The organism is Corynebacterium sp. HMSC076D02 (genome assembly GCF_001813815.1).
In the GTDB taxonomy this organism is placed as follows: domain Bacteria; phylum Actinomycetota; class Actinomycetes; order Mycobacteriales; family Mycobacteriaceae; genus Corynebacterium; species Corynebacterium simulans.
On the sequence record NZ_KV814043.1, the window covers coordinates 99,460 to 112,306 of the forward strand.

The 12,847-nt window shown below is 56.9% G+C and carries 13 protein-coding genes; 8 read left to right on the forward strand and 5 right to left on the reverse strand.

The features are described 5' to 3' along the window. The coding region (locus tag HMPREF2935_RS02715; protein ID WP_141756012.1) for an amidohydrolase family protein at positions 1-541 on the reverse strand (541 nt) is incomplete at its 3' end. A 112-nt stretch (positions 542-653) separates the two neighbouring features. On the opposite strand from HMPREF2935_RS02715, the gene HMPREF2935_RS02720 reads away from it, so the two are divergent. From HMPREF2935_RS02720 to HMPREF2935_RS02750, 7 genes are all read left to right on the forward strand, one after another. Next, positions 654-1,778, forward strand: coding sequence for a helix-turn-helix domain-containing protein (locus HMPREF2935_RS02720; RefSeq protein WP_070497582.1), 1,125 nt, complete (start codon positions 654-656; stop codon positions 1,776-1,778). Positions 1,779-1,961: 183 nt separating this feature from the next. After that, on the forward strand, positions 1,962-3,314 hold the full coding sequence (locus HMPREF2935_RS02725; protein WP_070432400.1) for an MFS transporter: 1,353 nt from the start codon (positions 1,962-1,964) through the stop codon (positions 3,312-3,314). An 11-nt stretch (positions 3,315-3,325) separates the two neighbouring features. Further along, the gene (locus tag HMPREF2935_RS02730; RefSeq protein WP_070731894.1) at positions 3,326-3,940 is read left to right on the forward strand and encodes a cation efflux transmembrane domain-containing protein; all 615 of its coding nucleotides are present in this window, start codon (positions 3,326-3,328) and stop codon (positions 3,938-3,940) included. A gap of 88 nt (positions 3,941-4,028) precedes the next feature. Further along, complete coding sequence (locus HMPREF2935_RS02735; RefSeq protein ID WP_062041909.1) at positions 4,029-4,256, forward strand: hypothetical protein; 228 nt, start codon at positions 4,029-4,031, stop codon at positions 4,254-4,256. A gap of 23 nt (positions 4,257-4,279) precedes the next feature. Beyond that, on the forward strand, positions 4,280-4,573 hold the full coding sequence (locus HMPREF2935_RS02740; RefSeq protein WP_145914850.1) for a hypothetical protein: 294 nt from the start codon (positions 4,280-4,282) through the stop codon (positions 4,571-4,573). 160 nt (positions 4,574-4,733) lie between these two features. Next, positions 4,734-6,011 (forward strand): arginine deiminase, encoded by a 1,278-nt coding sequence (locus HMPREF2935_RS02745; protein ID WP_070731897.1) that lies wholly within the window; start codon positions 4,734-4,736, stop codon positions 6,009-6,011. Positions 6,012-6,026: 15 nt separating this feature from the next. Further along, complete coding sequence (locus HMPREF2935_RS02750) at positions 6,027-7,343, forward strand: amino acid permease (RefSeq protein WP_061920901.1); 1,317 nt, start codon at positions 6,027-6,029, stop codon at positions 7,341-7,343. Here the strand turns inward: HMPREF2935_RS02750 and HMPREF2935_RS02755 are convergent. The 3 genes from HMPREF2935_RS02755 to HMPREF2935_RS02765 all read right to left on the reverse strand — a co-directional run bounded on the left by HMPREF2935_RS02755 (position 7,340) and on the right by HMPREF2935_RS02765 (position 10,842). Next, positions 7,340-8,314 (reverse strand): nucleoside hydrolase, encoded by a 975-nt coding sequence (locus HMPREF2935_RS02755; RefSeq protein WP_070731898.1) that lies wholly within the window; start codon positions 8,312-8,314, stop codon positions 7,340-7,342. The two genes, HMPREF2935_RS02750 and HMPREF2935_RS02755, sit on opposite strands and share 4 nt — an antisense overlap. A 104-nt stretch (positions 8,315-8,418) precedes the next feature. After that, a complete protein-coding gene (locus tag HMPREF2935_RS02760) occupies positions 8,419-9,993 on the reverse strand; it encodes a PTS ascorbate transporter subunit IIC (protein WP_070731900.1) in 1,575 nt (524 codons plus the stop codon). Positions 9,994-10,002: 9 nt separating this feature from the next. After that, positions 10,003-10,842, reverse strand: coding sequence for a PTS sugar transporter subunit IIAB (locus HMPREF2935_RS02765; RefSeq protein ID WP_070731902.1), 840 nt, complete (start codon positions 10,840-10,842; stop codon positions 10,003-10,005). Between the two features lie 403 nt (positions 10,843-11,245). Between HMPREF2935_RS02765 and HMPREF2935_RS12935 the strand changes: the two genes are divergently transcribed. Beyond that, on the forward strand, positions 11,246-11,611 hold the full coding sequence (locus HMPREF2935_RS12935) for a hypothetical protein (protein WP_141756002.1): 366 nt from the start codon (positions 11,246-11,248) through the stop codon (positions 11,609-11,611). Here the strand turns inward: HMPREF2935_RS12935 and HMPREF2935_RS02775 are convergent. After that, the gene (locus HMPREF2935_RS02775; RefSeq protein ID WP_061920892.1) at positions 11,530-12,801 is read right to left on the reverse strand and encodes a Fic family protein; all 1,272 of its coding nucleotides are present in this window, start codon (positions 12,799-12,801) and stop codon (positions 11,530-11,532) included. The two genes, HMPREF2935_RS12935 and HMPREF2935_RS02775, sit on opposite strands and share 82 nt — an antisense overlap. Between the last annotated feature and the right edge of the window lie 46 nt (positions 12,802-12,847).

Below are 12,847 nucleotides of genomic sequence, written 5' to 3' on the forward strand. Positions count from 1 at the left end.
TTTCGTCCAGCAAACCAGTACATCGACCAGCTGAATCGCGAACGAATTCTCCGCCTTCTACTGTCGGCGGCGCCGCAGGATCAATTCCCGCTAATTCGAGTGCACGAGTATTAACGGTATAAGCATGGCCAGAGTTGTGTTTGATAAGAAGCGGACGTCCAGCGGCCGCGCGATCCAACTCGCTAAGTTCAAGGGTCTGTCCACCCAAGCTAGATGCGACGAAGCCCGAAGCAATAATCCATTCGCCAGAAGGCTCAGCGGAGGCAACTGCATCATATACATCTTGCGCGCTAACAACCTTGGACAAATCAACTTCCATGAGCGTTTGCCCGAACCACACGGAGTGCGAATGCACATCGTTAAACCCTGGGGTAAGGACTTTTCCTTGTGCATCCCAACGTTCACCCGGAAGAGCTAACGCAGCATCATCAAGGGCAAGTATCTTCCCATTCGCGAAGGCAATCGCATGCGCTTCAGGGTAAGACGGATCCTGAGTCAGTACATGAGCATCGTAGATGATAGTGATTTGATTCTGATTCATTCACTCCTCCTTACTTATGCTGCAAGTCACACTAAGCGAAGAAGGGCAGCTGCACAGTCATTTCCCACAAATTGAGTCATTTTCCCACCCTTTAGCCAGTAGTGTTGTGCATATGCACGATGGCGATTGGGAAAGAATCCTCAAAGAAGTTCAGTCAGACATCCCAGGATTGGTCGATGACTTCATTGCTGATTTCAGCAGTCTTGGCAGCTATGGCAACTCCCCTGTCAGTGAGAAAGAACTTCGCCGCACTGCTTTTGAGGTGCTCACCATGCTGATGGAGGCCATCGCAGGCACACTGGACGACACGACTTTTCGCCAGCATGCAGACGCCTTAGGACGCAGACGCGCGCAGCAAGGCGTCCCCATCAGCACGCTCATAGATGCAGTTCAACTGGATTTTCTGGTGATTTGGAACCGCATCCGTCAAGCCGCCGGAGGAAACCAAGAAGTACTTATCTCTCACGTGGACCAACTGCACAATGCGGTCGCAAAATACAATTTCTTCGTTCGCGATGGCTTCCGGAGAGAAAATGCCCGTATTGCGCAAGATTTACGCCTAGCCAACGCCCGCCATCTCGACAAATTATTCTCCTCCGCCTCCATTGACACCATCACAATCAAGGAAATAGCCCAAGCAATAGGCTGCGACGCACATAGCAATTTCAAAGTCGTCGTTTTCCACGCAAACAGCGCCTTGAAAGCTCGAGACGCACTCGAACTTGCAACAGCGGAAGGAAAGATCTTCGGCTATCCGCACAATGGTTTATTCACCGCTTTCTGGCCCATAAGCGCCGAGAATCAGCCGAACATTCCAGCATTACCCAGCGCTGTTTTCAGTAAGGTCGAAGGGCTTGCAAATGTCCGCGATGCAGTACTAGCTAGCCCCAAACTCTTTGAGGCTTCACGCACGCCCACACAGCCGACCCCAGCCCATGAACTATCTTGGGCAATTGCAGGAAGCGCACTCGCATCTTTTCCCGGTTCGAAGCAAAACGAGCTAAGCGCCGATATTACGAAGTTACGCAATTCCAACTCCCCGGCCCTAGAAACTGTAGAAGCTTATCTTCGCACCGGCTCAATCAAACAAACAGCAGCCATCAGCTACTGCCACCGCAACACTGTCATCAATCGGCTCAGCCAATTCGCAGATGCAACAGGCTACGACGTCACGCGTCCTTACGACGCTGCCGCAGTCATTCTCGCGCTCAACTATAAACCGGTAACCACTTTCTAATCCTCTTCCCCCGCCTCTCGATCCACACGGCAAACACGCCCTTCAAGCCATGGGCTGTGCAATTGCACAGCCCATGTTCAATCCGCAGGAAAAAATCCCAACTTTTATATTTTTCATCCCGCTACAATTTCTCCACCGTTATTGTGTTATCCACACCACACCTTAACGACAGGAGGGAATATCTTGACTGGCCCGACCGCTCCCCTAGACACTCAGTCTTCAACCCCCGAGCAAGTCGAAGTCAACTCCAAAGACGTATTCAAAATTGCTAGCTCAGCATTCATTGGTACCGCGCTTGAGTGGTATGACTTCTTCCTGTTCGGCACCGCCTCAGCATTGGTCTTCAATGACCTCTTCTTCTCCGACGCCAGCGAAACCACAGCAACTCTCGCGTCTTTCGCGACGCTAGGCGTTGGCTTCCTTGCTCGACCTTTTGGCGCAATTTTATTCGGCCAGATCGGCGACAGGATGGGACGTCGCCCAGCACTTCTCATCTCGATTGTCGCTATCGGCGTAGCAACGGGCTTAATCGGCCTATTACCTAATTACAATTCAATCGGCATTTGGGCTCCGATTGCGCTAACCGTTCTACGTCTTGTACAGGGAATTGCAGTTGGTGGCGAGTGGGGCGGCGCCACCACGATGGCAATTGAACACGCACCTGCAGAAAAGCGAGGGCGCTACGCCGCATTCGTCCAAATTGGCTCGCCCGCTGGCACGCTCCTTTCTTCTGGCGTCTTCTCCCTCATCCTCATGCTGCCTGATGACGCAGTTTCAAGCTGGGGTTGGCGCATTCCTTTCTTGATCGCGTTCCCATTCCTCGCAATTGCGCTTTATATCCGCACAAAAGTAGAGGAATCTCCGGTCTATCAAGCCTTGGAGAAGGAAGCAGAAGAAGATGAAGCGAAACACAAAGGATCCCTCAAAGAACTATTTACCGAGCACTTCGGGCAAATAGTTCTTGCCGCTGCAGCAGCCCTGCTCGGAATCGGCGGCTTCTTCGTATTGACCACCTACACCATCAGTTACGCCACAATCACCTTGAACTTCGAGCGCCAAACGGTAGTCAATGCGACGCTCGCTGCCGCTGTTTGCCAGATCTTCATCAACCTTTACTTTGGCCGGCTCGGCGAGAAGATCGGGCCAGGCAAAGTAATGGGCTGGGGAGGTATTGCAACTGCTGTCATGGCCTATCCCATCTGGGCAATGATCGACTCTGGAAACGCAGCCTTGTTAACTGTGGCTGTCTGTCTCGGCCTCTCGTTAGTAACGAGCACCTACTCTGTCTCCGGCGTTCTTTTGTCCGAAATCTTCCCAGCGAACGTCCGCTATTCCGGCGTCGCTATCGCTGCAAACATCGCTGGAGCAATTTCCGGACTCCTGCCGTTTATCGCGACTGCAATGAACGCTTCAAACGAGACGCCAAGCTCGATTCCTGGAGTTATCATCCTCGTGGCAATCTCCCTGATTACAGCGTTGGGCTCATTCTGGGCTGAGCGTCACCGTCGTACCGATGACGTGGTCGTTAAAGACTAATATCGAGCTCCGTGAGCTCTGAACTAACTTCTTCCACCCTCGGCACCCGCGCCCGGCGCGTGGTGGCGGGGGTTGCAGCATTGAACCTGTTTGGCTTTTTCGTTGAAGTGGCCATGGCCTGGCACATCGGGTCAGCTTCGCTGCTGGCCGACGCCGCGGATTTCCTCGAAGACTTCCTCATCAACACACTCGTCTTGGCGGCGCTTGGATGGTCGGTAGCGGGGCGTCGGAAAGCAAGTTACGGGCTTGCGGGACTTATCCTCATTCCGGCAATCGCGGCCTTTGCCACTGCAATCTGGAAGATGATTAGCGGCACTCCGCCAGAAGCCTTCCTGCTTTCCGGTACCGCGGTATTTGCTATGCTCATCAACTTACTTTGCGCGGTATTGCTGCTCAGCCTGCGCAAGCATGGAAGCGCGCTGACCAAGGGCGCCTGGCTGGCGGCCCGTAATGACGTAGCGGCCAATCTTCTTATCCTGCTGGCTGGCGTTATCACCATCTGGTGGTTTAGCCCGTGGCCGGACATCGCTGTCGGCATTGTAGTAGGCACTATCAACTTGAGCGCTGCGAAGGAAGTTCTAGAAGCCGCCCAGGCAGAAGACCCGGAACTAGAGCTAGAGGAATAGTCCCCATTTTCCGAGGGCACTTGGGACTTTTGCCCCATACTCCTTATCAGAATCGTTGACCTCGATAAGGAAGGAACCTAGATCTCTCATGCAGTCCCAGACCACGCAGATGCCAGCCCTGATGCCTGAACGCATCGCACAGGAACGCTCCCAGATTCAGTCCAACAAGAAGGCAATGGCGCGCGTCGCCAAGCTCGAGCGTGAAGCCTTGCCTGAGGCACGCAAGCAGGAACGCGACTTAGATACCGTGTTCCTAGGCATCCTGTCTGGGGTCCTGCTGGTCTACATGGCGCTGATGGCTGCCGCTTTGGTTTAGGTGGGAATGCCGTGGTGACCACGATGGAAATTCCCAACCGATACCGCAGCAAAGCCTTCGCGGAAAAAGCCCGCGAATCGGCACGCATGGCAAAGGCTTTGGAAAACGCCAAGCGGGAGGAACAAGAGGCCGGACGCGGCACCACCTATCTGTTGGCCGTGCTGTGCGCCTTGGTAGGTATCAGCATCTTCATCAAGGTTTGGCCGTGGGTTTTGGTTTTCTGCGCCGTCGTCATCGCGACGATTATCGTCGTCGCGCTTCTCCCCGCCTCCTACGACGAGTCCTACCCCCAGACGGGTGCAACGCAAAATTCCTGAATCTTTTGCGAATTATGCAAATCTTATTCACTACCAGCAGCATGAATGATATGTATGATTCAAATTACTATTCATTTCATCATGTGACCCATAACTCATAAGGGTTTAGTTACTGTTGCCTCCAGCACCAAATACTTGAAAAAGGAAGGCACAGATTTACATGATGGATTCTGTTGAAACCTCCGGTAACAAAGACGGACAGCAACTCGGCGCTTGGTCAGAGGTAGGCAAACTCCGCCAGGTAATGGTCTGCCGCCCCGGCTTGGCACACGAGAGGCTCACTCCAAACAACTGCAAGGAGCTGCTTTTCGACGACGTCCTGTGGGTCGAGGAAGCGCAACGCCACCACGATGAGTTCGTCGCCCGCATGGAAGAGCGCGGCGTCGAGGTGTTGCACATGCGCATCCTGCTAGAAGAAACGCTGGCGACCAAGGAAGGCCGCGAGTTCATCCTCGGCAACAAGCTACTGGACAAGAACGTCGGCGTGGGCGTAGGCAGCGAATTGCGCGAGTGGTTTAGCGAGCTGGACAACAAGACGCTGGCCGAACTTCTCATCGGCGGTGTGCCCTTCAACGAGATCCCCAAGGGTCTCGGCCACGGCGTCATTGACACCATGCGCGACGTGTACGCTCCCGACGAGTTCGCGCTGCGCCCCCTGCCCAATAGCCAGTTCTCCCGCGATAACTCCGCCTGGATTTATGGCGGCGTCTCCCTAAACCCGATGCGCCTTCCTGCCCGCCACCAGGAGACGATGCTCACGCGTGCTATCTACAGCTACCATCCGCGCTTTGCCAACGCATCCTTTGAGTTCTGGTACGGCGACACCGACGAGGATCCGGGCCTTGCTGCACTCGAGGGCGGTGACATCATGCCGGTGGGCAATGGTGCGGTCCTAGTGGGCATGGGTGAGCGCACTACTTGGCAGGGTGTGAGCCGCTTGGCCAGCAATCTGTTCAAGGCGGGTGCGGCAGAAAAGGTCATCATCGCAGCCATGGCCCCAGATCGCGCCTCGATGCACCTGGATACCGTGTTCACCTTCCTCGACGTCGACAAGGCCACCGCCTATCCCCGCGTTGTGGATACCATCCGTCCGCTTATCCTGCGCCCTGCAGATGATCAGAAGAAGCTGGAACTCGAAAGCCCAGACAAGCACTTCGTCACGGTGGTCGAGGAATCGCTCGGCCTGGATAAGCTCCACATCGTAGAAACTGGCGGCAATTCCTATGCCGCGGCGCGTGAGCAGTGGGATGACGCCAACAACGTGGTTGCCTTGGAGCCCGGAGTGGTCGTGGCTTACGATCGCAACAAACACACCAATGCCAAGCTTCGCGACGCCGGTGTCGAAGTCATCGAGATCGGCTCCGCCGAACTGGGCCGTGGTCGCGGTGGCGGACACTGCATGACCTGCCCTATCGTGCGCGATGCAGTGGACTACTAAGGGGAGAACTAGCCGATGACAACTTTTGACACTGCCGCGCCCGCCGCGGACGAGACCGCATCTACTGCCTCCCCAGTAGGTCGCGAGGGAAAGAAGACCGAAGGTACTGCGCTGGGCTGGGTGCTCGCGCTCTTCGGCACCGCGATGGGCGCAGGTATCCTCTTCCTTCCGCTACAGGCGGGCACCTTTGGCTTCTGGCCGCTGGCCTTTGCTACGGCCATCATCTTCCCAGTGGTCTATTTCTCCCACCGCACCTACGCGCGCATCGTCTCGGGCGCTCCGGTCAAAGACCACGGGCTTGACGTCCTCGAGCTGGTACGCAAGTACTTGGGCCGGCATACCGGCCTCTTCGTGGCATTGATGTACTCGCTGGCGAACATCCCCACGGTGTTCATCTACGCCATCTCGTTGACCAACGCCATCGACAGCTTCATTGTCAATCAGCTCCACGGACCATCCATTAACCGCTGGGTTCTTTCGGTCCTGTGCGTGGGCATCCTGACCGGCATCTTCGCCATCGGCCGCAAGCCCATGCTGTGGCTGGCGCAGGCACTGGTCTATCCGCTCATCATCTCTTTGGCTGCTACCTCGATTTATCTGATCCCGCAGTGGGACCTGCGTTCCTTCATGGAAGTGGAATATCAAGATGGCAGCTGGCCTTATATTCTGCTGGGCTCGGTGCTGATTCTGCCGGTTCTTGCCTTTTCTTTCTCGCACATGGCCGGCCTTTCCCAATTCTCCGTGGATATGCAGCCAACCTACGGCGAGAAGACGGAAAAGCGCGTTACCCGCATCGAGCTCTACACCGCCGCTCTGCTGGTCATCTTCACGATGTTCTTTGTCTGGTCCTGCGTGTTGGCCTTGGGCGCCGATGGCATGAAGGAAGCAACGGAGCAGAACCTGCCCGTGCTGTCCTACTTCGCCAACGTCACCGGCGTACCGCTGCTTGCCTGGCTGGCCCCGATGGTCGTTATCTTCGCGATTATTACCTCTTACTTCGGCACCATGCTCGGCGCTGAGGAGGGCACCTCTTACATGGTGCGCCTCATCGCGCCACGCACTGCGAACCGTCTGAACCGCCGCGGATTGCTCACCATCGTCTACACGTTCATCTTTGTCACCGGCACGCTGGTCTCGGTGTTCAATCCGCCAATTCTCAACCTCATCTACTTGGTGGGTGGCGTCTTCGATGCGGTGCTTATCTTCCTGCTTCCGGTCTACATGTTCCACCGGGTCAAGGAGTACAAGGCCTACCGCCATGACCCGTGGAACTACTTTGTGTTCTTCTTTGGTTCGGTGATTCTGGCAGTCACCATCTGGGACCTGTTCTAGTCCGCTTTCTGAATCGGACGGTTTGGGTTGGTCTGGGTTTCCAGGACGTCGTCAAGCAAGCCAAAGAAGCTTTCGCGGTCCGCCTTTTCGATGACCGTCGCGTTAGCTTCCAAGCCAAAGGTCTCCCAGGCCATTGCCGCATAGCCTCGCGTAATCCCGTTGCCCGTGACCACGTCTACCTTGTAGCGCCCGGATTCTTGGATGAGTTCTGGGTGCAACAGCGTTGCTAGCGTCATCGAATCCGGGTGGGTGGAACCGCCAATACCGGCGGCTTCATCGAAGTCCAAGGTGGTATCGCACATGGCCTTGAAAAACTTGGCAATCGGGGTACCCACCGCGACCTTTTGGTCATACTCTGCACGCGGCATGGTGGCGTCATTGAAGGTCACTGGATCCCACGGCATCACGACGATGTCCGCGAAGCCGGCGCTGAAGACAATCTGCGCCGCTTCCGGGTCGACGTAGAAGTTAAACTCCGCGGCCGGCGTAATGTTTCCACGGCCATTGTTGGAACCGCCCATGATGTAGAGCGACTTCACGTTCTTCACAAAGTTGCGGTCTTTGACCACTGCCGTTGCGATATTCGTCAGCGGCCCGATTGCCACCACGGATACCTCGCCTGGGTTCTCCGCGGTGATACGCAACAGGGCGTCGACAGCATGCTCTTTTTCTACCTCGCAGCCCGAGTAGTCCATGCTGAGGCCTCCCGAACCGTCACCGTGCACGTCTTCTGCCGAGGTCCACTCCTGCAGCATCGGCTGCGAGCAACCGGCATAAATAGGCACCTCGCCCAGCTTGCCCGCCGCATTCAAGGTCATGTGTGCATTCTTAATCTGCTGCTCAAAGCCCACGTTGCCAGCCACCATCGTGATGGCACGGAAATCCGCGCGCTTGTCCAACAATCCAACCAAGATTGCTACGCAATCGTCTTGGGCGGTATCGGTATCGAGAATGAAAGGAACGGTAGACATTATCTTCCTTAAGCAGTGTGGACATCGGCTAGTTAGGCCTCCAATTTATCCTGTGCACGGGCGCGCAAAAAAGCGCGCAAGGACATCCTTGCGCGCTTTGTAGGTTAGACCCGAGAAGGAGGAACCGGAGCCCCCTTCGGAGGAAGCACCTTGGGGTACTTCTTCGAAGCTGCGGTCTGGCCAGCGGCAAGCGGCTTAACGCCAGATTCCTCAGCCTTTGGGGTGGCAGCGCCCGGCTGCTCACGCCACGGGGTGGGGTCCCAGTTGGTGGCCACAAGCTTGCGCTGAGAGAACCAGCCCAGGGCCAAGACGACCAAGCCAAGTACAGCGATGAGCACGAGGCCCAACGCTCCACCGGCCTTGGAGGACCAACCCAAAAGCAGGCCGAACCAGCCAAAGTCGGCGTCGCCAAAGGTGGTGTTGGCATCGCCGAAGGAGCCGAGCACGCCCAAGAGGAAAGCCGGTAGGAAAGTGATGATGAGGCCGTTAACAAACGCACCGAAGATGGCGCCGCGGCGTCCGCCGGTTGCGTTGGCGTAGACGCCCGCTGCACCACCTGTGAAGAAGTGCGGCACGAGGCCTGGCAGGATCAGCGCCACGCCGAATGTTGGGCCGAGCCATGCGGCCAGAACAGCGAGGCCGATGAGGCCGCCGATGAAGGAGAAGATGAAGCCCACCAGCACGGCGTTTTGTGCATACGGGAAGACGATAGGCGCGTCCAGAGCCGGGATGGCACCGGGGACGACCTTGGCAGCGATGCCCTGGAATGCAGGGACGAGCTCGCCCAGGATGGTGCGCACGCCGAAGAGGATCACGGCCACGGCCACGCCGAATTGGAGGCCTTGGGTAAAGGACTGCATAAGGTAGTTACCCACGTTGGTGGCACCGCCTTCGAATGCAGTGAAGGCCTCCTCGGTACCAGCGCGCACCATGAACATGACGGCGAGCACGATGTACATGAGAGCCATGGACAGTGCGGTAGCCACCATAGAGTCGCGCAGGAAGCGCAGGCCTTCGGGAAGCTTGAGCTCCTCCGTAGACTTAGACATCTTCTCGCCCTTGCCGCCAACTGCCTTGCCCACGGCACCGGCAGCGAGGTAGCCGGCGGTACCGAAGTGACCAATTGCGATGGAGTCGTCGCCGGTGATGCGGCGCGTCCACGGGTGTGCGATGGCAGGCAGGGAGACCATCAAGATACCCAGCAACGCGGCGCCGAAGGCAACCACGATCCACGAAGAGTATCCAGCAGGTGCAAGGACCATGGTCAGCAAGGTGGCCATGAACAGCACGTGGTGGCCGGTCAGGAACACGTAGCTCATCGGGGTAAACCGGGCCAGAATCAGCGAGACCACGAAGCCCAGGATCATAATCCAGGCCACTTGGGAGCCGAACTGATTTTGGGCAATGCCCACGATGGCCTCGTTGGTGGGCACCACGCCCTGCGCGCCGGTGGCGCCGGTGATCATGGCGCCGAGCGGCTCAAGGGAGGAGGTGACCAAGCCGGCACCCGCGCCCACCAGAAGGAAGCCGAGTGTGGCCTTGATGGCGCCGCCGAGGACCTGGCCCACGCCACGGCCCATCGCGGCGAGACCCACCGCGGTAATGATGCCGATTAGGAACGCCGGCACTGAGAGAATTTCATTGACCAAGAAGTTGGCAATGTTCAATAGGACATCCATGAGCGCTCCTTAGACGTCGTAAAGCTCGCGCAGAGCAGAATCGATTTCGGACATGTTCGTAAAGTCTTCGATGACGTGGACGGGCACTCCGACATCGCCGAGCGTTGCAGCGATCTCCCCGGAGGTCAGCAGGAAATCAGCTTCCTTCGCACGCCCCTTGGCCGAAATCGTGTCTGTGGCCTCGACGGTGAGGTACTTGCCCCAGCCCCATTCATCAAGAACCTGCTCCAGCGTGTTCTTCAGGAACAACGACGTGCCCAGGCCATTACCGCACACGGTGTAGATTTTGCCCTTTGAGGCCACCGAATCAGCCGCGGTCTGGTGCTCGGCGCCATCGCGCGCGTCACTGTGATCAGCTGCAAGAGCCGCGCTTGCCGACGCCGCTCCTGCCCCACCGTTCGCAACATCCACAAGCGCCTGGCGCAGCTCAGCTTCGCTTGCTACAGAATCCAGACGCGCACGCACGTCCTTCTTCCCCAGCAGCCCGGCCAGCTCCTTCATAGCCTTCAGATGCTCGGACGAATCCTTCGCCGCAAGTGCTACGACAAGACTCACCGGGTCATTGGCCTTGGAGCCAAACTCCACCGGAGTATCCAAGCGCACCCACGACAACGCCGTTTCGCGCACTGCCTCCGACGGCCGCGCATGAGCAAAGGCGAAGCCCGGCGCCACCACAATGTATGGACCATTTACTTCCACCGACTGCACCATCGCCTCGGTGTATGCCGGGCTCGTCTTGCCCGCCGCAACGAGCAAACCGCCCGCCAACTCAATAGCCTCACGCCAGTCACTCGCGCGGCCGTGCAGGTCAACTGCACCTTCTGCGAGTAACGCATTCAGCATGGACATACGTGTCCTCCTACCTTAACTCTTTGCCGGCCACGAAAGATATGACCAGCCCTAGCTAAAGTAATTACCAGGTATGCAAACGTTTACCTAGTCGTTGACGAAGATTTAGGCACATGCCACTCAACACTCGTTGCTGCCTTTATCACGCAACCAAGAATGGAAGCCGCATTCGCAACTGCACACCTTCAGGCAGAGCAGGCCGAAAGTTTTTACGCCGTGGCTTTCAAAACGCTCCCAATCACATCATCGGCACACAACTCACTGATGCCTTCTGGCGCTTTAGCCGTATTAACCAAGCCGCGAATTTCGCGCCCACCGACTGATCAACCAACATTCACATCGCAGACCGTGCATCACACGATTACTGGCCTGAATTGGTTGCAGATCGCTCGCAAGGCGATGAGTGGCTGGCACATCAAATGTATTGGCATGCGATGCCGGAGAATTGGGAAACCTCGACTACGACGTTTTCTTGGCAGAGCGCAGCCAACTCATCGCATTCGTCGAAGCCGGCCTCCTCAAGCCCGGCGACCTCCTCGATCCCGTGGATCCAGAGTGGGTTGTCGATGCTGTGGTCAACGACGACGGCCAGCTTGTCATCGACGGCATCAACATCTTCGAGACCCTCGATGAAGCCGCCGAGTCCTTGGGCGTAACCAACCTCAGCAGCGAAGATTTCTGGGCTCGTCACTCTACGAGCCCAAGCCACGTCAATCCCGGCGCGGTAAGTGCCGTAACGAGCGGGCGCCGCGACAAGAACTCGACGTAGCCCATGCTCTCGAGCTCGGCAATCCCTTTACGCGCGGTCTGCTTAGACACTCGGACAACGCCGGCTACCTCGTCCAAGCTCAGGCCAGCACGTGGACCAAAAAGCGCGACCTGTCCAAGCAAGAATGCGATTGACAATGCCAGCTCGCTTGCAGCTCCTTCGCTCTCTAGCGCACGCAGGCTCTGTTCCAGCCTATTCAGTCGGTCGCTTCTTTCCTCGAGGGAGGACAACAAACGGGCCTGGGCAGCATTGACCATCGCAGCCATATCCTCGACAAAGAAAGTCAGCTCACCATAGTTCATGGGGTCTTCTGCCGTAGTGAAGGCATCGTAGTAGCGCCTCTTCTGCCTAAAGATTTCCGCCGAGAGCGACAACGCTGTCGGGGTAGAAAGCAGCCGTGATAGCCGAATGCTCAGGAGGAATCGCCCCATGCGTCCGTTTCCGTCGTAAAACGGATGGGTATGTTCAAACATGAAGTGTTCCACAAAGGCCGCGAAGAGCTGAACCCCGCGAGACTCATGAACAGAATCGAGCATCACCTCGAGGCGCGCCCGAATGGCGGACTCGCCCCGTGCGCCCGCATGAAGCTCACGCACTCCATCGTTTAGCGAAACATCGCCAGTTCGGAAGAGCTCGCCATCGGGCACATCGGCTTTGTCTACTTCTTCGCCAACGAGGGAGTCGTACAGCGAGCGAATCTCAGAAAGGTTCGAGGGAAACCCCAATGGTGGAAGGTCATCTCGCCCCAAAAATTCGCCGGGGAGGGCCAAGTATTGCCGCACCATTTCCCGGAATCGTCGCACTGGCGCGCCTTCCGACGCCTTTCCCATGCTGCGTTCAGCCTCAACCGCGGCGGCGACTTCTTTGCGGGTGGAGGAAATGTTCTCAATATCGTTGGTCGCCTTTATTTCATCGACCACCAGCTCGTGAAAATAGTGTTCCCTAGCCGTCACTGGAAGCTTCTGCCACAACGCAGCAATCTGAACCTCTTGGCGCCAGACGCGCTCCACCCTTTCTGCGAGACCACGGGTGTGAACGTAGAAAAGCCCGTGCTTGCCCACCTCATAGGGCCAGGTAAAAGCAGCAGGACTTGAACGCCGCACACGGAGCTGCTCAGCAACAAGCTCCCTGCCACCGCTCGTAGCACGATAAAACACCTTTTTCAGTGGTTCGTATTTTTCCACAGGCATTACACCGCCTAAACGTTAAAAATCGCGATTTTTGTAATTAAGCTAC